Raw genomic sequence first — 19968 nt, 5'->3', positions numbered from 1 at the left:
CCCTGGACACCGCCGACGGCCACCGACGGGTTCGGCGGTGTCGTGGCGGCCGCGAGCCGCCGGGATCGTGGCGCCGGCGTCCGCGCGCTCGTGCGTGTGAAGCGTTTGAGGGGTTCCGCAGGCCCACGCCCGGTGGTGACGCTGCCCTCGAGGGGCAGACGGCCCGCCGGCGCGGGCCACCGCGTGGTGGGCCCCATCGAGAGGACGACGCATGCACCCCAGCACGACGAGGTTCTGGCGCGCGGCCCTGGCGGCGACGACGGCGCTCGCGGCCGCGCTCGGCGCGACGGTCGCGGCAGTAGCGACCGGGACGGCCGCGCAGGCCGCGGGCTGCCAGGTCGCGTGGAGCACGAGCTCGTGGCCCGGCGGCTTCACCGCCGACGTCCGGGTCACGCCCGGCGAGGCCACCCACGGCTGGACGCTCACCTGGACGTGGCCCTCGGGCCAGGACGTCACGCAGGCGTGGAGCTCGAGCATCACGCAGTCCGGGTCGCGGGTGACCGTCACGAACGCGCCGTGGAACGGCGAGCTCGCGGCGGGCAGCACGGCGTCGTTCGGGTTCCAGGGCACGTGGGCGGGCGCGAACGCCGACCCCACGGACTTCGTGCTCAACGGCGTCGCGTGCAACGGCGGCACGACCCCCACGCAGGACCCGACGGACGAGCCGACGCAGGACCCCACGGACGAGCCGACGCAGGAGCCCACGGACGACCCGACGGACGAGCCGACCCAGGACCCCACGGACGACCCGACCCAGGGCCCGACCGACGAGCCCACCGACGAGCCCACGGGCGGACCGGTCGACTGCGCGAGCGCGGTGTTCTGCGACGGCCTCGAGACGCAGACGTCGTCGACGCCCACGGGCGCGTGGACGACCGTGTACCCCGACTGCTCCGGGTCGGGCCGCGCGGCGGTCGACTCGGGCGTCGCGCACTCGGGCTCGCGCTCGCTGCGCATCGACGGCGCGGTGGGCTACTGCAACCACGTCTTCGTGCAGGCCACGCAGCCGCTGACCGCGCTGACGAGCAGCACCTACGTGCGGTTCTGGGTGCGGCACTCCACGCCGCAGCCCGTGTCGCACACGACGTTCCTGGCGATGAAGGACGCGAACGACGGCAACCGTGACCTGCGCATGGGCGGCCAGAACTCCGCGCTGCAGTGGAACCGCTCGTCGGACGACGCGACGCTGCCCGAGCAGAGCCCCGCGGGCGTCGCGCTGTCCGCGCCGCTGCCCACGGGGACGTGGCACTGCGTCGAGGCGCTCGTCGAGGGCGCGGGACGCCTGACGACGTGGCTCGACGGGTCGCTCGTCACCGGGCTCGTCGCGGACGGCACACCCACGCACGACGTCGACGGCCAGTGGTCGAACAAGGCGTGGTCGCCGCGTCTGACGGACCTGCGGCTCGGGTGGGAGTCCTACGGCGACGGCGCGGACACGCTGTGGTTCGACGACGTGGTCGTCGCGGGCACGCGCGTCGGCTGCTGACGACTGCTGACGACGCACGACGCCGGCCCGCCCCCTGCGTGGGGACGGGCCGGCGTCGTGCGGTCGGGGCCGGTCAGGCCTGGCCGTCGGAGGCCGCGGCGATCTTCGCGCGGACCTCGTCCATGTCGAGGCCCTTGACCGCCTGGACGACCTGCTCGAGCGCGGGTCCGGGCAGCGCGCCGGCCTGGTTGAAGACGAGGATGCCCTCACGGAACGCCATGAGCGTTGGGATCGAGAAGATCTGGAGCTCGGCGGCGAGCTGCTGCTCGGCCTCGGTGTCGACCTTGCCGAACACCACGTCCTGGTGGGTCTCCGACGACGCCTCGAAGACGGGGCCGAACCGCTTGCACGGTCCGCACCACTCCGCCCAGAAGTCGACGAGGACGATGTCGTTGTCGTTGATGGTCTGGCCGATGGTGTCGGCGGTCAGCGTCGTGGTGGCCACAGGGCCCTCCTCGGGGTCTCGGGGGTTCCGCCGGGTAGAAGCCCGCGGCCGGTCCAGGTATTCCCGTGCACGGGCGATTCGGGCTCCCTGCGCGCGCCTGTGACCGGTTCCGGGGCGGGCACGGTAGAACGGCACGGTGACCGAGACGGCCGAGTTCCCGCCCTCCCCCGATCGCCCGTCGGGCTGGCTCCCGCCCGAGGAGATCGCGCGCGTGCGCGGCCTCATGCCGCTGGTGTACGTGGACGCGGTCCCCGTGCGCGTGGACGACTCGGGCGACGTCGTCGCCGTGGGACTGCTGCTGCGCGTCACGCGCGAGGGCGTGATGTCGCGTGCGCTCGTCTCGGGCCGCGTGATGTACCACGAGCGCGTGCGCGACGCCCTGGTGCGGCACATCGAGAAGGACCTCGGCCCCGTCGCGCTGCCGCAGATCCCCGCCTCCCCGCAGCCGTTCACGGTCGCGGAGTACTTCCCCACGCCGGGCGTCACGTCGTACCACGACCCGCGTCAGCACGCGGTGTCGCTCGCGTACGTCGTGCCGGTGCTGGGTGACTGCCGCCCGCAGCAGGACGCGATCGACCTCGCGTGGCTCACGCCCGAGGAGGCGTGCGCCGAGCAGGTGCAGGTCGAGATGACCGGCGGTCAGGGCGTGCTGCTGCGCCAGGCGATGGCGCACGTCGGCCGCCTGTCCTGAGCTCGCCTGCCCTGAGCTCGCCTGTCAGCTCGCCTGTCCAGGAGCCGCGCGTCCGCGGCGTCAGGACAGGTCGAGCACCGGCCAGTCCGCCAGGTCCGCGCGCATGCGCCGGTCGTGCGTCGCGACGACGACCGCGGCGGACGTCGCGCGCAGCGCGGCCGTGAGCTCGTCGACCAGCCCGACCGACAGGTGGTTGGTCGGCTCGTCGAGCACCAGCACGTGCGGCGCGGCGAGCAGCGCGCACGCGAGGTCGAACCGGCGCCGCTGACCCACGGACAGCTCGCGCACCGGGCGTTCGAGGTCCTCCTCGGTCAGCAGACCGAGCGCCGCGACCGGGACGAGCTGCTCGGGGTCGAGCTGCCCGGCCTCCAGCAGGTCGAGCGCGTGGCGCGCGTACGCGTCGAACGCGGACGGGCCGCGCGGCGCGTCCGCGACGAGCCCGGCGGGGCCGGCCGTGACGTCGGCGTGCTCCGCGGGCCCCTCCTGGCCGAGCACGCCGAGCCGCACGCCCGACGCGACCGTGCGCGTCCCCCGGTCGAGCGGCAGCGTGCCGACGAGCGCGGCGAGCAGCGTGGACTTGCCGGACCCGTTGGGCCCGACGACGAGCAGGCGCGACGCGGGCGCGACGTCGATCCGGCGCCCCGGCAGGTCGAGCCGCACGCCGTGCGGGCCGACGACGCGCGGCGCGCGCAGCTCGAGCAACGGCCCGGAGTGCGCCGCACGACGGTCGGCGTCGGGGTCGAGCGGCCGGTCGGGGTCGGCGCCCGTCGAGGCGCGACGCGGCAGGCTCGGCAGGTCGGGGAACGCGAGCGTCGGCGGCGGCACGGGCACCGCGACGGCCTGCGCCTCGAGCCGTTGGACGAGCCGGTCGGCGGCCTTGACGTGGATGCGGGCACGCGTGCCGCGCCGGTGCTTGTTCGAGCCCTTGGGCGGGCGCCACTCGTCGGACAGGCCTTCGTACGAGGCGTCGAGCCGCTGCGCGAGCTGCAGCGCGCGCTTGCGCTCCGCCCGGTACCGCGCGCGCCAGCGGCGCAGCATCTGGTCCTTGGCGAACCGGTAGTCGGCGTAGCGCGTGGCGCCGTACAGCGCCGGTCGCCCGTCCATCGCGGGGTCGAGGTCGAGGATCGCGGTCATGACGTCGTCGAGCAGCTGCCGGTCGTGCGTGACGATGACGACCGCGCCCGGCCACTCGCGCAGCAGGCCGGTGAGGTAGTCGATGCCCGCCGCGTCGAGGTGGTTGGTCGGCTCGTCGAGCAGCAGCACGTCCGAGCGCTCGCCGACGCGGCACGCGAGGCGCACGCGGTACCGCTCGCCCACGCTCAGCTCGGCGAGGCGGCGGTCCGGCTGCCGCGGCGCGCCGAACCGGGTGAGCGCCTCGTCGACGCGGCGGTCCACGTCCCACGCCGCGAGCTGCTCGTAGCGCGTCATCGCCGCGGTCAGCGCCGCCAGGTCGCCGCTCTCGTGGTCGAACGCCGCGATGGCCGTCTCGAGCTCGGCCGCGACCGCGCGCACGCTCGCTCGCGTGGCGCGCACGAGCGTCCCGACGGTGTCGTCGGGACCCACGACGAGCTCCTGGTCGACGACCGCGAGCGAGCCCGAGCGCCGCACCGTGCCGGAGGTGGGCGCCAGCTCGCCCGCGAGCACGCGCAGCAGCGTCGTCTTGCCCGCGCCGTTCTCGCCGACGAGGCCGACCCGCTCCCCCGCCGAGACCGTCAGGTCGAGCCGGTCGAGCACCGGACGGCCCGGGTAGCCGAACGACACCGCGTCGGCCACGAGCTGCACCGACCCCGGCCGGACGTCAGGCTCGGGCGTCAACCGCCGGCACCCTCGTCGGGACCCGCCAGGACGCGCGCGACGACCGGCGCGAGCGCACGGAACGCCTGGCCGCGGTGGCTGATCGCGTTCTTCTCCTCCGGCGTGAGCTCGGCGCACGTGCGCGTCTCGCCGAGCGGGACGAGCGCGGGGTCGTACCCGAAGCCGCCCGCGCCGCGCGGCGCGAGCGCGAGCGTCCCGACGAGCGCACCCGTCTCGACGTGCTCGAACCCGTCGGGCGTCACGAGCGCGGCGGCGCACACGAACCGCGCACCGCGGTGGGGCTCGCGGATGTCCGCGAGCTGCGCGAGCAGCAGCTCGAGGTTCGCCGCGTCGTCGCCGTGCCGCCCCGCCCAGCGGGCGGAGAAGATGCCGGGCGCGCCGCCGAGGACGTCGACGGACAGCCCGGAGTCGTCCGCCACCGCGGGCAGCCCCGTGAACGCCGCGAGCGCACGCGCCTTGAGCAGCGCGTTCTGGCCGAACGTCACACCGTCCTCGACGGGCTCGGGCGCGCCCACGTCCCGGGCGCCCACGACGGCGTCGGGTGCGAGGTCCGGCAGCACGGGCGCGAGGATCGCGCGCAGCTCGCCGACCTTGTGCGCGTTGTGCGTCGCGAGGACGAGCCGCGCGCCGGCCGGGACGCTCACGCGTGCCCCCGCGTCGCCGAGCCGTCCGACGGCGGCGCCGCGAGCGCGGCGGCCTGCAGCTCGGCGAGCCGGGCCGTGCCCGCGAGGGCGAGGTCGAGCAGCGCGTCGAGCTCGCCGCGCACGAACGGCGCGTGCTCGGCGGTGCCCTGCACCTCGACGAACGCGCCCGAGCCGGTCACGACGACGTTCATGTCGGTCTCCGCGCGCACGTCCTCGACGTACGGCAGGTCGAGCACCGGCACGCCGTCGACGATCCCGACGCTCACGGCCGACACCGAGTCGCGCAGCACCTGGCGGCCGGGCGCGATGATGCGCTGGCCGACGGCCCAGGCCACCGCGTCCGCGAGCGCCACGTACGCGCCCGTGATCGACGCGGTGCGCGTCCCCCCGTCGGCCTGCAGCACGTCGCAGTCCAGCACGATCGTGTTCTCGCCGAGCGCCGCGACGTCCACCACGGCGCGCAGCGAGCGGCCGATGAGCCGCGAGATCTCGTGCGTGCGGCCGCCGATCTTCCCGCGCACCGACTCACGGTCCGAGCGGCTGTCCGTGGCGCGCGGCAGCATCGAGTACTCCGCCGTGACCCAGCCCTCGCCCGAGCCCTTGCGCCAGCGCGGCACACCCTCCGTGAACGACGCGACGCACAGCACCTTGGTGCCGCCGAACTCGACGAGGACCGAGCCCTCGCCCGCGGTCAGGAACCGGCGCGTGATGGTGACGGGCCGCAGCTCGTCGGCGGCACGCCCGTCCGGGCGCGCGGAGGTCACAGGGGTGGCAGACATGCCCCGAGCCTAACGACCCGGGCGCCCGCGTCCCGCCGTGGGTGCTGCCGCCGACGCCGCGGGCGTCAGAGCGTGAACAGCGCGCCCGGACGCGCGACGTCGATCCGACCCGGGTACGCGCTCGCCGCGTGCGCGACGACCTCGCGCGGGTCCTCCCACGCCGTCAGGTGCGTCAGCACGAGCCGCCCGGAGCCGCCGCGCGCCGCCGCGGCGCCCGCGCGACCCCCGGTCAGGTGGATGCCCCGCAGGTGGTCGTCCAGACCGTCCCGGAAGCCCGCCTCGCACAGCAGCAGGTCGGTCGCGGCGAGCGTGTCGAGGCCGTCGCACTCGTCGGTGTCGCCCGTGTAGCCGAGCGTCACGGCGCGGGACGGGTCGTCCTCCGACGGGCCGGACACGTGCAGGCCGAACGCCGGGACGGGGTGCTCGACGGGCACGGGCGTGATCGTCAGCGGCCCGACGTGCACGGGCGCGGCCGGGTCCCACGTGCGGAACCGGAACTGCCCGTCGAGCTCGGTCGCCGGGTCCTTGCCGGCCATGTCCGCGAGCCGCTGCTCGGTCCCCTGCGGCCCCCACACGTCGATGGGCGGCAGCGCGCCGTCGGGCCGGTAGCGGCGCAGCACGTTGAGCACGACGAGGTCCGCGACGTGGTCGGAGTGCAGGTGCGACACGGCGACCGCGTCGAGCGCGGCCGGGTCGCCGAACCTCTGGAGCGGGCTCAGCGCGCCGTTGCCGATGTCGAGCAGCACGTTCCACGTGCGCCCGTCGGCGTCGTCGGCCTGCACGAGGTACGACGACGCGGCGGCGTCCGCCGACGGGTACGAGCCGGCGCAGCCGATCACGACGAGTCTCATCTCGGGGCCTCCGCGGCGCGGTCGCGCCAGGTCTCGGGACTGGTGGGGCGGGTCCGGGCGCTCACCGCAGCGCCCCGGCGGGCTCGACGGCGTCGACCTCGGGGCCCAGGAAGCGGCGGGCGAGCGTCCGGAACGAGTCCGGGTCGCCCGTGGCGAGGAACCGGTGCTGCGGCGGGCCCGCGTCCACCGAACGCTCGAGCCCGTGCGCGACGAGCGTGCGGTACACGTCCTTCGCGGTCTCCTCGGCGCTCGAGACGAGCGTGACCTCCTCGCCCATGACGTAGGAGATCGCACCCGTGAGCAGCGGGTAGTGCGTGCAGCCCAGCACGAGCGTGTCGACGCCGGCCTCGCGCACCGGGTCGAGGTACTCGTGCGCGACGGCCAGCACCTCGGGGCCCGAGGTCACGCCCGCCTCGACGAGCGGCACGAACCGCGGGCACGCCTGCGTGATCAGGCTCAGCCCGGGGGCGACCGCGAACGCGTCGTCGTACGCGAGCGACTCGACCGTCGCGCGCGTCGCGATCACGCCGATGCGACCCGTGCGCGTCGCGGCGACCGCGCGCCGCGCCGCGGGCAGGATCACCTCGACCACCGGGATGCCGCGGCGCAGCGTGTAGCGCTCGCGCGCGTCGCGCAGCATCGCCGCCGACGCGGTGTTGCACGCGATGACCAGCAGCTTGACACCCGCGTCGACCAGGTCGTCCATGACCTGCAGCGCGAACGCGCGCACCGCGGCCAGCGGCTTGGTGCCGTACGGCGTGTTGAGGGTGTCGCCGATGTAGAGCGTCGACTCGTGCGGGAGCTGGTCGAGGATCGCTCTCGCGACCGTCAGGCCCCCGACGCCGGAGTCGAAGATCCCGATGGGCGCGTCGTTCACGCGGACGAGCCTAGCCCGCGGATCCGGCGCGACCGTCCGGGCCGGAGCCCGGGCGGCCGTGTGTCGTGTCACGTGAGCGGGCCCGCGCGAGCATCGCGACGACGAGCGTCTCCTGCAGCTCCGAGAGCATCGCGTACACGCCCACGAACGCGCGTCGGACCGCAGCGGCCTCCCCGCCGTCCGGACCCGGGCCGTCGGCGGGCGACGGGGCCTGCAGCTCGGAGTAGATGCGCTCGCCGTCCTCGTCGGTGCGGATCCCGAGCCGGTCGGCCAGCACGATCCGCACGTCCGTCATCGCGGCCGCGACCGCGGGTGCCTCCGCCGCCGTGATCGCCACCGCGTCACCCTGCCGACCGCCCGGCGTGCGCAGCGCGTGCCACCACGTGCGCAGCCCCGCGATCTTGCGCGCCCGCAGGTCCGCGTCGGTCAGCCGACGGAACTCCGCGGCCTGCTCCGGGTCGTCGCTCGCGTCCGGCAGGATCCGGCGCACCGCGGGGTCCGTCGGCGCCTCGACGGGCCGCTGCCACGGCCAGCCGAGCGCGTGCAGCGGCGGCTCGTCGGCGAGCTCGTCGTCGTCGGCGGTCTCGTCGGACCCCTCGGCGCCCGTGCCCGCGTCCGCGCGCAGCCGACCCGCCGTGCGGAACTTCTCCGCGCCGAGCAGCACCGCGACCTCGGACGCGATGCCCGCGAGCACCGCGCGCTCGTCGGCGTCGAGCCGCGCCACGTACTCGTGCTGACGTGCGACGAACCCGCGCATCAGCGTCCGCTGCGCTGCAGGGTCGCCCACAGCCCGAACCCGTGCATCGCCTGCACGTCGACCTCCATCGCCTCGAGCGTGCCGCGCGACACGACCGCCCGGCCTTCGGTGTGCACGCGCCGCATGAGCTGCTCCGCGACCGTGCGGGGGTGCCCGAAGTACGTCTCGAACACGTACGTCACGTAGGTCATGAGGTTGACCGGGTCGTTCCACACGATCGTCACCCAGGGGTCGTCGACCTCCGCCTGCGTGTCGGAGGCGACGGCCTCGTCGAGGTGCGGTGCCGAGCTCACGGGGACCACTCTAGGCAGCGCGCGGCGATGGTGCTTCGGCCTACCGTGTGGCCATGACGCAGGCCACGAGCGCACTCCTGACAGATCGGTACGAGCTGACCATGCTCCAGGCCGCGCTGCGTGACGGCACGGCCCGGCGGCGGTGCGTGTTCGAGGTCTTCACCCGTCGCCTGCCACCCGGTCGGCGGTACGGCGTGGTCGCCGGGACGGGTCGCGTGCTGGAGGAGCTCGAGCGGTTCCGGTTCGGCGCGGCCGAGCTCGACTGGCTCGCCGACGAGCGCGTGGTCGACGACGCGACGCTCGAGTTCCTCGCGGGCTACCGGTTCACCGGGTCCGTCGTCGGGTACGCCGAGGGCGAGGTGTTCTTCCCCCAGTCCCCCGTGCTCGTCGTCGACGGGACGTTCGCCGAGGCGGTGCTGCTCGAGACGCTCGTGCTGTCCGTCCTCAACTACGACTCGGCGGTCGCGTCCGCGGCCTCACGCATGACGAGCGCCGCGCTCGACCGGCCGTGCCTCGAGATGGGCTCGCGGCGCGCGCACGAGTGGGCGGGCGTCGCGGCGGCGCGCGCGGCGGCTGTCGCCGGGTTCGCGGGCACGTCGAACCTCGAGGCCGGGCGGCGCTACGGCATCCCGACGATCGGCACGGCCGCGCACGCGTTCACGCTGCTGCACGACGACGAGGCGGCCGCGTTCGCGTCGCAGGTCGACGCGCTCGGCGTGGGCACCACGCTCCTGGTCGACACGTACGACGTGAAGCGTGGCGTCGCGGCGGCGCTCGAGGCCGCAGGGACGTCGCTCGGAGCGGTGCGGCTCGACTCGGGCGACCTGGCCTCGCTCGCGCAGGAGGTGCGTGCGCAGCTCGACGCCGCCGGGGCGCGGTCCGTGAAGATCACCGTGACCTCCGACCTGGACGAGCACGCCATCGCGGCGCTCGCCGTCGCGCCCGTCGACTCCTACGGCGTCGGGACGTCGGTCGTCACCGGCTCGGGCGCGCCCACGTGCGGCATGGTCTACAAGCTCGTCGCGCGGGAGGACCGCGACGGCGTCATGCAGCCGGTCGCCAAGGCGTCGACCGCGAAGACGAGCGTCGGCGGTCGCAAGGCCGCCGCCCGGCGCACGGTCGAGGGGCGCGACGTCGAGGAGGTGCTGGTCGGCGGTCGCGACGAGCGCGTGCGCGAGGTCTCGGCGTCGGCGGAGGCGGCGCGTGCGGCGTTCGCCGGCGACGACGGCCCGGGTGAGCTGCGCCCGCTGCACGTCCCGCTCGTCGTCGAGGGCGAGGTCGACGCCCGGTGGACGGGACCGCAGGGCGTCACCGCCGCGGCGCAGCGGCACCGCGAGTCGCGTGCCGAGCTGCCGCGCGGCGCGCGTCGCCTGTCGGCCGACGAGGCGGCCGTGCCGACCGTGGCGCTGACGTTGGCCTGACGCCGACCCCCTCAGACCTCCGAGGCACGCCCCCTGACGCACGACGGACGCCGACCCCCGCAGGGTCGACGTCCGTCGAGTCGTGCCGGCCGGGCGTGGTGCTCCGGCCGTGGTCGCGTCGCTACACGCGGCGGCGGCCCGCGAGGGCCAGGATCAGGCTCACGACGAGCACGGCGAGGCCGATCCAGATGAGGAACTGACCGACGCCGCTGAAGCCGATGATCAGCAGGACGACGCCGATGATGACGAGGATGAGCCACGAGGGCATCGCGTACCCCTTTCGTCGGCCGGCAGGGGGCTGCCGGCGGGAGGGAGCGGGCTCCCCCGGAGTCCGGGCGCCCGTTCGTCAGGTGGAGCGGTCTGGTGGTTCTCGCTCTCTCGAGCACGTCAACACTCCCCCGCCCCGGCCCGTTCGGCACGTCGAGCGCACGACTTGCGGGCGACGGTGCCGCTGGTATGTGGACGCGCGTCCACCCGTCCTGACCTGCGGGTTCGCTCCGCCGGTCGCGGTCGGCGAGCCGTCCACGATTTGAGACGGTACTTGTGTGGTCGCCCGATCAGGGGAAACGTCAAGCGATTAGGCCCCGCGCCGGGTGCGCGACAGACCGATCCGGGTCGCAGCCTCAGCGCTTGCCGACGAACCAGCCCCGCAGCATCGCGACCCGCGCCTCGAGCTGCGCCGGGTCCGCGAGCGCGACCTCCGGCCCCCCGCACCGGCGCCGCAGCTCCGAGTGCACCGAGCCGTGCGGCTGCCCGCTGCGCCGCGACCACGCGCCCACGAGCTGAGCGAGCTCCTTGCGCAGCTCCGCCTGCTTGCGGTGGTCCATCTCCTCGAGGTCCGGCGCCGCCGTGCGCACCGAGCGGCGGCCCTTGAGCTGGTCCGCCTGGCGCTGGCGCAGCAGCGCGGACACCTGGTCGGCGTCGAGCAGCCCCGGCAGGCCCAGGAAGTCGAGCTCCTCGTCGGACCCGACCTCGGCACCCGTGCCGAACTCGCCGCCGTCGAACAGCACGCGGTCGAACGACGCCTGCGCCTCGAGCGCCTCGAACGTGCCCTGCAGGCCGTCCGACCCGATCGCGTCGGGACCGTTCTGCTCGCGGTTCGCCGCGGCGAGGAGCGCGTCCTCGGGGTTGTAGCCCGCGCCCTCCTCCTCCGCCGTCTTCGGACGGTCGAGCGCGTGGTCCCGCTCGGCCTCGAGCGTGTTGGCGAGCTCGAGCAGCTGCGGGACCGACGGCAGGAACACCGACGCGGTCTCGCCGCGCTTGCGCGCGCGCACGAACCGCCCGACGGCCTGCGCGAAGAACAGCGGCGTCGCGGTGCTCGTCGCGTAGACGCCCACCGCGAGGCGCGGCACGTCGACACCCTCGGACACCATGCGCACCGCGACGAGCCAGCGCGAGTCGCCGGCCGAGAACTCGTCGATCTTGTCGCTCGCGCCGTCGTCGTCGGACAGCACGACGGTCGGTGAGGTGCCCGTGATCCGCGCGATGTGGCCCGCGTACGCGCGCGCGTCGGTCTGGTCGGTCGCGATGATCATCGCGCCCGCGTCCGGCACGCTGCGACGCACCTCGGTCAGGCGGCGGTCCGCGGCCTGGACGACCGCGGGGATCCACTCGCCGCCCGGGTCGAGCGCCGTGCGCCACGCCTGCGCGGTCATGTCCTTGGTCATGGCCTCGCCGAGCCGCGCGCTGACCTCGTCGCCCGACTTGGTGCGCCAGCGCATGCTGCCCGAGTAGGACAGGAAGATCACCGGGCGCACGACGTGGTCGCGCAGCGCGTCGCCGTAGCCGTAGGAGTAGTCCGCGACCGAACGGCGGATGCCGTGCGCGTCACGCTCGTACGTCACGAACGGGATCGCGGCGGTGTCCGAGCGGAACGGCGTGCCCGTCAGGGCCAGGCGCCGCTCGGCGCCCTCGAACGCCTCGCGCACGCCGTCGCCCCAGGACAGCGCGTCGCCGCCGTGGTGCACCTCGTCGAGGATGACGAGCGTGCGCGCCGCGGTGGTGCGCGCGGCGTGCAGCGCGGGCTTGTTCGCGACCTGCGCGTACGTCACCGCGACGCCGTCGAAGCCGTGACCGTGGCGCCCCTGCGCGTTCGAAAAGTTCGGGTCCAGCCGGATCCCGACGCGCGCGGCGGCGTCCGCCCACTGCCGCTTGAGGTGGTCGGTCGGCGCCACGACCGTCACGCGGCGCACCACGCGCCGCTCGAGCAGCTCGGTGGCGATGCGCAGCGCGAACGTCGTCTTGCCCGCACCCGGCGTCGCGACCGCGAGGAAGTCCCGCGGCTCACGCGCCCGGTACAGCTCGAGCGCCTCGGCCTGCCAGGCGCGCAGCTTGCCCGCCGTCCCCCAGGGCGCACGCGACGGGAAGGCCGGCGGCAGGTGCGATGCCGCCGACGTCGACGCGTGCGTGGTGGACGGTTCGAAGGCGGCGCTCAACGCCCGCCGCGCCCGAAGCCCCAGCGGCGCCCGCCGCCCGAGCCACCGGAGCCGCCGTCACCGCCGGACTGCCCGTCGCCGTCCTGCGGCGGACGCAGACCGTCGTAGATCTGCTTGCACGTGGGGCACACGGGGAACTTGTTCGGGTCCCGACCCGGGACCCACACCTTGCCGCACAGCGCGACGACCGGCTTGCCGGTCACCGCGGACTCGGTGATCTTCTCCTTGCGCACGTAGTGCGCGAACCGCTCGTGGTCGCCCGGCTCGACCTGCTCGGTCGTCTCCGTGCGCTCGAGGACGCTCGTCCCCGTCGCCTGGTCCGGGCCGAACGGGTCGTCGGGGCCGGCGGGCGGGAACTGCGGTTCACTCATGGCGCGCAGTCTACGTCGCGCGCCCGACACGACCGGGAGGCCGGTCTCGCGCAGCGGGACGGGCCCGGGACGTGCAGCCGGGCGTGTCCGGCGCGCCTCAGAGCGTCTGCCACGCGGGCTTGGCGGCGTACGTCTCGCGGTAGTGGTCGGCGAGCTGCAGGCGGCTCGCGGCCGCGTCGTCGACGAGCACCGTGACGTGCGGGTGGTGCTGCAGGACCGTGGCGGGCCACAGCGCGGACACCGGACCCTCGACGAGCTGGTGGACGGCCTCGGCCTTGGCGCGGCCCTGCGCGAGCAGCACCAGGTGGCGCGCCGACATGATCGTCGCGAGCCCCTGCGTGAGGCAGTGCGTGGGCACCTGCGCCACGTCGTCGTCGAAGAAGCGCGCGTTGTCCTCGCGCGTCTGGCGCGTGAGCGTCTTGATGCGCGTGCGCGACGCGAGCGACGAGCCCGGCTCGTTGAACGCGACGTGCCCGTCCGTCCCGATGCCGAGCAGCTGCAGGTCCACGCCGCCCGCGTCCGCGATCGCGCGCTCGTAGTCCGCGCACGCCGCCGCCAGGTCGTCGGCCAGGCCGTCCGGCCCGAGCACGGCGCCCGGCGCGAGGTCCACGCGCGAGGCGATCTCGGCCTCGATGACGGTGCGGTACCGCTGCGGGTGGTCGGCGGGCAGGCCCACGTACTCGTCGAGCATGAACGCGCGCACGTGCGCGAACGACAGCCCGTCCTCGCGGTGGCGGCGCACGAGCTCGTCGTACACCGCGAGCGGGCTGGACCCCGTGGCGAGCCCCAGCACGGCCGCGGGCCGGCGGCGCACGAGCCGCTCGACCGCGTCGGCCGCGAGCCGCGCGAGCTGCGGCGCGGGTGCGATGACGACCTCCATCAACGACCTCCCCGGGCGACGAGCGCCGCCCCGACGGCACCCACGGGCAGCCCCGCGGGTGCGAGCTGGACCCGGCTCGGCAGGTCGGCGGCCGCCAGGAACGGCGACGACGCGGCCTGCCGGTCGAGCTCGGTGACGAGTGCCCGCAGCAGCGGCTCACCGAGCTGCGCGACCCCGCCGCCGATGACGACGCGCCCGACGTCGCACGTGAGCACGAGCACCCGGACCGCCGCGGCGACCGCGGCGACGAACTCGTCGCGCACCCCCACCGCGAACGCGTCCCCCGCGGCGGCGGCCTCGAACACCTCCACGGGCGCGGGCCGGCCCGAGCGCGACGGGCCCCACGCGGCGTCGAGCGCCGAGCCGGAGCCGTACCGCTCGAGGCAGCCCGTCTGACCGCACTTGCACGGCAGCCCGTCGGGCACGTAGCGCAGGTGGCCGATCTCCCCCGCGGCGCGGTGCGGCCCGCGGCGCAGGCGACCGTCGAGCATGATCCCCGCGGCGAGCCCGGTGCCGAGCGCGATGAACGCGAGGTCGTCGACCGCCGTCCCGGTCCGCTCGTGCAGCACGTGCGCCGCGCCGAGCACCGCGGCGTTGAGGTCGTTCTCGACGACGACGCGCGGCGCGCCGTCGTCGGCGAGCCCGGCAGCACCGAGCCCGGCAGCACCGAGCGCGGTCGCGACGAGCGCGGCGAGCGGCGCGCTGCCGTCGATCCCGAGGTTGACCGCGTTCGCGACTGTGCCCGGGCCCGGGTCGACCACGCCGGGCACACCGATCCCGACACCCGCGAGGTCGTCGAGCGCGAGGCCCGCGCGCGCCGCGGTGCGCCGGACGGCCTGCGCCGTGTGCGCGGCGATCGCGGCGGCGCCGCTCGGCGTGGGCGAGGTGTCACGCTCGCCCACGCGGCCGTCGCCGTCGAGCACGACCGTCACGGTGCTCGTCCCGCCCACGTCCACGCCCACGGACGGGCGCGCGGACGGGCGCGCGGGAGTCGGGGGCCGTCCCGTGGCGGGGCCGGCCGTCGTCTGGTCCGTCATCGCGTCAGCCCTTGACCGCGCCGGAGACCAGACCCGACGTCATGCGGCCCTGCACGACCAGGAAGAACACGATCACCGGGATGGCGATGAGCGTCGAGGCGGCCATGACCTGCCCCCAGTCGACGCCGCGGTTCGCGGACGCCGACAGGAACTCGCGCAGCCACAGCGGCAGCGTCTGGCTGGACTGCGACGGCAGCGCGACGAGCGCGACCGTGAACTCGTTCCACGCCTGCAGGAACGCGTACACGCCCGAGGCCACGAGCCCCGGCGCGAGCAGCGGGAACGTGATGCGCAGGAACGCCTGCGTGCGCGAGAGCCCGTCGACCATCGCGGCCTCCTCGAGCTCGGCGGGCACGCCCGCGACGAACCCGCGCAGCATCCAGACCGTGAACGGGATGATCGCCGCGACGTACAGCACCGAGACGCCGATGACCGAGTCGAGCAGGTGGACGCCCGCGAGCATCTTGTACTGCGCGATGAACAGCCCCTCGGCGGGCAGCATCTGGATGAACAGCACCGCGAGGACGAACGAGCGCCGCCCGCGGAACCGCCACCGGCTGATGGCGAGCGCCCCGAGGAACGCGAACGCCAGGACCGCGACGACAGTGATCGACGTGACCGCGAGGCTCATCTTCAGCGCGTTGGTGAACCCGCCGCCCTCGAGCACGCGGGCGAAGTTCACGCCGGTCGCGTGCAGCGGGAGGAACTCGGGCGTCGACGCGCGCAGGTAGGCCGCGGGCGTGAACGCCGACAGCACCATCCAGTACACGGGGAACACCCAGACGAGCGCGGCGGCGATGCCGAGCGCACCGAGCGCGACGGCGCGCACGCGGCGGCGGGTCCGGCCCGGGGTGTGGGGCTTGCGGGCGGCGGTGGACCGGTCGGCCACCGGGGCGGGACGCGACGGCTGGGCGGGCGCGACGGCGCTCATGCGTCCTCCTTCAGGAGACTGCGGACGTACGGCCAGCTCAGCAGGATCGTGAGCACCAGGACGAAGATCGAGACGGCGGCCGCGCCGCCGAAGTCCTGGCGGCTCATGCCGAGCTCGTAGATGAAGTTGCCGAGCAGGTTGGTCTCGGACACGGGCGCACCGGCGTCCTGCAGCAGGCGGATCTGCGCGAACACGCGCAGGTCCCAGATGACCTGCAGCAGCAGGACGATCGACAGCACGGGCTTGACCATCGGCAGGAGCACGTGCCACAGCTGCTGGCGCGCGTTGGCGCCGTCGATGCGCGCGGCCTCGAGCACCTCCTCGGGCACCGCGGTGAGGCCCGCGTAGATCGACAGCGCGACGAACGGCACCGACATCCACACGATCACGAGCGTCGCGACGAGGAAGAACGTGAACGGCTGCGAGAGCCACGAGAAGTTGTGGAAGCCGTCGAGGCCGAGCCGCACGAGCAGCCAGTTGACGACGCCCGTGCGGTAGTCGAACAGCCACTTGAACACGGTGACGCCCGCGACCATGGGCATCGCCCAGGCGAGCAGCAGGCAGACCTGGAGCGCGAGGCGCACCGCGGTGTGCACGGCACGCATGAGCAGCGCGAGCGCGAGCCCGATGACGACCGTCAGCAGCGCGTTCACGAGGCAGAACACGACCGACCGCAGCACGACCGCCCACAGGCTGTCGTCGGTGAAGATGCGCGTGAAGTTGTCCAGCCCGACGAACTCCGGGGGCTGACCGAACTGCTGCTCGAGCCCGTACTTCTGCATCGACATGACGATCTGGCGACCGACGGGGTACGCCAGGCCGGCGAGCAGCGCGACGACCGCGGGCAGGAGCAGGAAGTAGGGGGCGGAGGGCGTCCGGCGCCGGCGCGGCGCGGGCACAGTGGCAGGCACGGTGGCAGGCACGGTGGCGGGCGCGGTGGCGGTCGCAGCGGCCGGCCCAGTAGCCGGCGCAGTGGCCGGCGCAGTGGCCGGCGGGGTGGGCGCACCGGCGGTGTGCGCGGGCACGCCGAGGTCGGCGTCGTTCGACATGGGGGTCTCCTGGGGTCCGAGGCCGCGGGCGCGAGGCGTCGCGGCCCGGGGCCGTCCGCGGGGGTGCAGGGGCTCCCCCGCGGACGGCTGACCGGTGGCTCGGGCGGGGCGGGCTCAGCCCGCGGCGCCGCCGTTGAGCATGGGCGTGAGCTTGGCGTCGTACTCCTTCGCCAGCGCGGTCACGTCACCGCCGTCGGCGATCTTCTGGAACAGCTCCTCGTACACGAACGCGCCCTCGATCGCGGCCCAGCCGGGCGCGGCCGGGGTGAGCTTCGAGGCGGCGGCCGTGTCGATCATCGTCTGGGCGAACTTGTCGTCGCCGAGCGAGGACACGTAGTCGGAGTTGCCCGGGCCGAGGCCCGCGCCGCCGAGCATCGTCTGGTACTCCTCCGAGAAGATGATCCGCAGGAGGTTCTCGGCGAGCTCGGGGTGCTGCGACTTCGCCGAGACGGCGATGTTGGAGCCACCCGCGAACACCGGGGCGATGCCGCCGTCGACGCCCGGGAGCGCGAAGATGTCGAACTTCGTGTCGTCCGCCATGCCGTCGCGCACCTCCTCGCCCGCGTCGTTCTTGGTGATGTCACCGATCGACCAGCGCGCCCAGCCCGGCGCCATGATCGTCACCGCGTCGGGGCCCGTGCCGTCCGTGCCGTCGTTGAGGAAGTCCCAGTACGCGACGTCACGCTCGGTCGAGGGCAGGTTCGAGGCGGTCCGGTAGACCTCCTGCCACTGCTCGAGACCCTTGATGGTGTTCGGGTCGGAGAGCGTGGAGGTCCAGGTGGTGCCGTCGACCGTCGCGAGCTCGCCGCCGTTGGCGAACACCCACGAGATGCCGTTGCGCCAGTCCTGGCCGCCCATCGCGAAGCCGGACTGCGTGTCCGTCTTGAGCTTCGCGACCGCCTCGGTGAACTCCGCGAGCGTCTTCGGCACCTCGACGCCGGCCGCCGTCCAGATGTCCTTGCGGTAGAACATGTAGCGCGAGCCGAAGTAGTACGGCAGCGCGTAGTTCTTGCCGTCGACCGAGCCGACGTCGACGAAGGACGGCAGCAGCTTGTCGCCGCCGAGCTCGTCGTACAGCGGCGTGAGGTCACGGAACGCGCCGACCGTGGTGAAGGTCGGCGACTGCGTGTTGCCGATCTCGACGACGTCGGGCGTGTTGGCCGCGTCGGGCAGCGCGGTCGTCAGCTTGGTGACGAGGTCGCCCCACGCGACCTCCTCGATGGTCAGCGTCGACCCCGGGTTCTCCTCGGCGAACGTGTCGACGAGGTACTTGCGCAGGTCGGCGTTGGTGTCGCCGCCCGCCAGCCACAGGGTGATGTCGGCCGCCTCGGCGGCCTGGGTGCCGTCGCCGCCCGCGGTCGTCGCGGCGCCCGACGGGTCGTCGGTGTCGGAGCTGCAGGCGGTCAGCGCGAGCGTCGCCGCCACGCCGAGGGCCGCGAACCGTAGCATCTTCACGTTGGGGTTCCTCCCGAGTGCGAGGCGAGCGCCGGGGCGGCGTTCGCCGGGTGGTGCCGTGACACTGCAAGGGGGCGGCTCGGGGTCGTCACGTGACCCCGAGCTGCCCCGACAGGACGAGCACCGCCGCACCGGCCAGCGCCCCGTCCTCGTCGAGCGAACCCATCCGCACCGTGAGCCCGCGCCCGATGACGGGCATGGTCCGGGTCCGGATGGCCGTGAGCGCCGCCTCGCGCAGGGGACCGTCCAGCAGCTCCGTGGGGCCGGAGAGCAGGACCTCCGTGAGGTCGAGCGCGCTGACGACGGGTGCGAGGGCGATGCCCAGCATCCGTCCGACCGACGCCAGGGCGGCGTCGGACTCCTGGGGGGACAGGCCGGCGACGCGGCGGCGCAGCGCCGGCACGCTCAGCACGGTCTCGAGGCAGCCGGCGCGGCCGCACGCGCACGCGGCGGGTGTCTCGCCGGGGGTCGTCGCGTCGACCACCGTCACGTGGCCGATCTCGCCCGCGGCGTTGTTGCGGCCGAGCACGAGCGCGCCGTCGACGACGAGGCCGGCGCCGACGCCCTGCCCGACGGTCACGACCATCGACCCCGAGCCGGACGCCTTGCCGTACGTGAACTCCCCGAGCGCGCGGGCGTTCGCGTCGTTCGCGACGTGCACCGGGACGCCGAGCCGCTGGTGCAGGAGGGCGGCGAGGTCGAGGTCGTACCAGCCACGGTTGGGTGCCTGCACGACGTGACCGTCCGTGCGGATGACACCGGGTGAGGCGATGCCGACGCCGATCACGGGCTGGTCGGCCGCGGCGATGAGCGCGCGGCACACGCCCTCGAGCGCGACGACGGCGGCCTCCCCCGTGCGTCCGTCGAGCGGGGCCTCGTGGCGCGAGACGACCTCGCCGGTGAGCGTGAGGACCGCGCCGAGGATCGTGGCGTCGTCGGTGAGGTCGACCGCGACCACCTGGAACGCCTGGGTGCGCATCCCGACGAGCGTCGCGGGCTTGCCGACCTTGCCCTCGGACCGGACGCCGAGCTCCTCGACGAGCCCCTCCTCGATGAGGTCGCCGACGAGCGTCGAGACCGTCACGCGCGTGAGTCCGGTGCTGCGCGCGATGTCGGCGCGCGACGAGGGGCCGGTGTGGAACAGGTGCGCGAGGACGAGCGACCGGTTGTGCACGCGCGCGTGCCCGGGCAGCACCTTGGCGGTGGGCCGCAGGGCTCGGCCCCGGGCTCCGGGCTGCGTGGTGGTCGCTGGCATGTTTGTTAGTAGACCTTCCTTATTAATCGCGGTCAAGGGGATGCCGTGACTGTGATCACATCGTGACCGTCCGTTCACCCGCCCGACTCACACCGCGCGGCGGAGGGCGGTTCCAGGCCGGGCGCAGGGGTCTCAGGCGCGCGAGCGCGCGTCCACCACGAACCACGTGACGACGCCCAGCACCGCCGCGACCAGCGCGACCGACGCCCACGGCCCCAGCGCCGTGCGCGCGAGCACGTGCGACGCGACGAAGCACACCGCGCCGAGCACCACGAGCAGCGCGCACCTCGCCGGCCCGGCCGGACGCCACGCGCGCACCACGCACCACGCGGCGCCGAGCACCAGCACCGCTCCCCCCAGCGCCCGGACGCCGCTGAGCTGCGCCACGGCGAACGACACGACGAGCGACAGAGCGGCGAGGACGGCGACGGGGACTCGACGGTGCACGCGTGGACCCTACGTCGACCGCACCGCCGCGAGCACGGGTGCGCCCGCG

At 74.6% G+C, this 19968-nt stretch carries 21 protein-coding genes; 3 read left to right on the top strand and 18 right to left on the bottom strand.

Annotation, left to right across the window (positions count from 1 at the left end):
* Nucleotides 1-211: 211 nt before the first annotated feature.
* Nucleotides 212-1486: a cellulose binding domain-containing protein gene (locus tag F1D97_RS09110; protein ID WP_236120219.1), complete on the top strand. Its 1275-nt coding sequence runs from the start codon at nt 212-214 to the stop codon at nt 1484-1486.
* Nucleotides 1487-1559: 73 nt separating this feature from the next.
* Here F1D97_RS09110 and trxA read toward each other — a convergent pair whose 3' ends face one another.
* A complete protein-coding gene (trxA, locus tag F1D97_RS09105) occupies nt 1560-1931 on the bottom strand; it encodes a thioredoxin (RefSeq protein WP_236120218.1) in 372 nt (123 codons plus the stop codon).
* Nucleotides 1932-2067: 136 nt separating this feature from the next.
* Between trxA and F1D97_RS09100 the strand changes: the two genes are divergently transcribed.
* A complete protein-coding gene (locus tag F1D97_RS09100; RefSeq protein ID WP_236120217.1) occupies nt 2068-2622 on the top strand; it encodes an NUDIX hydrolase family protein in 555 nt (184 codons plus the stop codon).
* Nucleotides 2623-2682: 60 nt separating this feature from the next.
* Here the strand turns inward: F1D97_RS09100 and F1D97_RS09095 are convergent, their stop codons facing one another.
* The 7 genes from F1D97_RS09095 to clpS form a co-directional block, all read right to left on the bottom strand.
* A complete protein-coding gene (locus F1D97_RS09095) occupies nt 2683-4404 on the bottom strand; it encodes an ABC-F family ATP-binding cassette domain-containing protein (protein ID WP_396022588.1) in 1722 nt (573 codons plus the stop codon).
* 29 nt (nt 4405-4433) lie between these two features.
* Nucleotides 4434-5081, bottom strand: a complete 648-nt coding sequence (gene rdgB, locus F1D97_RS09090) for an RdgB/HAM1 family non-canonical purine NTP pyrophosphatase (RefSeq protein ID WP_236120215.1) — start codon at nt 5079-5081, stop codon at nt 4434-4436.
* Nucleotides 5078-5860, bottom strand: coding sequence for a ribonuclease PH (gene rph / locus F1D97_RS09085; RefSeq protein ID WP_236120214.1), 783 nt, complete (start codon nt 5858-5860; stop codon nt 5078-5080). The genes rdgB and rph overlap by 4 nt, the downstream gene beginning before the upstream one ends.
* Nucleotides 5861-5925: 65 nt before the next feature.
* Nucleotides 5926-6711 carry an MBL fold metallo-hydrolase gene (locus F1D97_RS09080; RefSeq protein ID WP_236120213.1) on the bottom strand — a complete coding sequence of 262 codons (786 nt, stop codon included), beginning with the start codon at nt 6709-6711 and terminating at the stop codon, nt 5926-5928.
* 61 nt (nt 6712-6772) lie between these two features.
* Complete coding sequence (murI, locus tag F1D97_RS09075; protein WP_236120212.1) at nt 6773-7588, bottom strand: glutamate racemase; 816 nt, start codon at nt 7586-7588, stop codon at nt 6773-6775.
* Between the two features lie 10 nt (nt 7589-7598).
* Nucleotides 7599-8375 (bottom strand): DUF2017 family protein, encoded by a 777-nt coding sequence (locus F1D97_RS09070; RefSeq protein WP_236120211.1) that lies wholly within the window; start codon nt 8373-8375, stop codon nt 7599-7601.
* On the bottom strand, nt 8345-8638 hold the full coding sequence (gene clpS, locus F1D97_RS09065; protein WP_236120210.1) for an ATP-dependent Clp protease adapter ClpS: 294 nt from the start codon (nt 8636-8638) through the stop codon (nt 8345-8347). The genes F1D97_RS09070 and clpS overlap by 31 nt, the downstream gene beginning before the upstream one ends.
* Before the next feature lie 53 nt (nt 8639-8691).
* On the opposite strand from clpS, the gene F1D97_RS09060 reads away from it, so the two are divergent.
* Nucleotides 8692-10059 (top strand): nicotinate phosphoribosyltransferase, encoded by a 1368-nt coding sequence (locus F1D97_RS09060; RefSeq protein ID WP_236120209.1) that lies wholly within the window; start codon nt 8692-8694, stop codon nt 10057-10059.
* Nucleotides 10060-10180: 121 nt separating this feature from the next.
* Here F1D97_RS09060 and F1D97_RS09055 read toward each other — a convergent pair whose 3' ends face one another.
* The 10 genes from F1D97_RS09055 to F1D97_RS09010 all read right to left on the bottom strand — a co-directional run bounded on the left by F1D97_RS09055 (nt 10181) and on the right by F1D97_RS09010 (nt 19919).
* Nucleotides 10181-10327 carry a hypothetical protein gene (locus tag F1D97_RS09055; RefSeq protein WP_236120208.1) on the bottom strand — a complete coding sequence of 49 codons (147 nt, stop codon included), beginning with the start codon at nt 10325-10327 and terminating at the stop codon, nt 10181-10183.
* Between the two features lie 355 nt (nt 10328-10682).
* Nucleotides 10683-12494 (bottom strand): DEAD/DEAH box helicase, encoded by a 1812-nt coding sequence (locus tag F1D97_RS09050; protein WP_236120207.1) that lies wholly within the window; start codon nt 12492-12494, stop codon nt 10683-10685.
* The gene (locus tag F1D97_RS09045; protein ID WP_236120206.1) at nt 12491-12865 is read right to left on the bottom strand and encodes a DUF3039 domain-containing protein; all 375 of its coding nucleotides are present in this window, start codon (nt 12863-12865) and stop codon (nt 12491-12493) included. The genes F1D97_RS09050 and F1D97_RS09045 overlap by 4 nt, the downstream gene beginning before the upstream one ends.
* Nucleotides 12866-12962: 97 nt before the next feature.
* Complete coding sequence (gene nagB, locus F1D97_RS09040) at nt 12963-13745, bottom strand: glucosamine-6-phosphate deaminase (protein WP_236120205.1); 783 nt, start codon at nt 13743-13745, stop codon at nt 12963-12965.
* A complete protein-coding gene (locus tag F1D97_RS09035; protein WP_236120204.1) occupies nt 13745-14782 on the bottom strand; it encodes an ROK family protein in 1038 nt (345 codons plus the stop codon). The genes nagB and F1D97_RS09035 overlap by 1 nt, the downstream gene beginning before the upstream one ends.
* A 4-nt stretch (nt 14783-14786) precedes the next feature.
* Nucleotides 14787-15713, bottom strand: a complete 927-nt coding sequence (locus F1D97_RS09030; RefSeq protein ID WP_236120203.1) for a carbohydrate ABC transporter permease — start codon at nt 15711-15713, stop codon at nt 14787-14789.
* Nucleotides 15710-16624, bottom strand: a complete 915-nt coding sequence (locus tag F1D97_RS09025; protein ID WP_236120202.1) for a carbohydrate ABC transporter permease — start codon at nt 16622-16624, stop codon at nt 15710-15712. Before F1D97_RS09025 ends, F1D97_RS09030 begins: the two co-directional genes overlap by 4 nt.
* Before the next feature lie 252 nt (nt 16625-16876).
* Nucleotides 16877-18211 carry an extracellular solute-binding protein gene (locus F1D97_RS09020; RefSeq protein WP_317618982.1) on the bottom strand — a complete coding sequence of 445 codons (1335 nt, stop codon included), beginning with the start codon at nt 18209-18211 and terminating at the stop codon, nt 16877-16879.
* A gap of 94 nt (nt 18212-18305) precedes the next feature.
* The gene (locus F1D97_RS09015; RefSeq protein ID WP_236120200.1) at nt 18306-19472 is read right to left on the bottom strand and encodes an ROK family transcriptional regulator; all 1167 of its coding nucleotides are present in this window, start codon (nt 19470-19472) and stop codon (nt 18306-18308) included.
* 132 nt (nt 19473-19604) lie between these two features.
* Nucleotides 19605-19919 (bottom strand): hypothetical protein, encoded by a 315-nt coding sequence (locus F1D97_RS09010; RefSeq protein ID WP_236120199.1) that lies wholly within the window; start codon nt 19917-19919, stop codon nt 19605-19607.
* Nucleotides 19920-19968 lie beyond the last annotated feature (49 nt).

This window comes from Cellulomonas palmilytica (assembly GCF_021590045.1).
Taxonomy (GTDB): Bacteria; Actinomycetota; Actinomycetes; order Actinomycetales; family Cellulomonadaceae; genus Cellulomonas; species Cellulomonas palmilytica.
The sequence above is the reverse complement of the archived record's forward strand: the minus strand, read 5'-3'. Positions and strand labels throughout refer to the sequence as shown.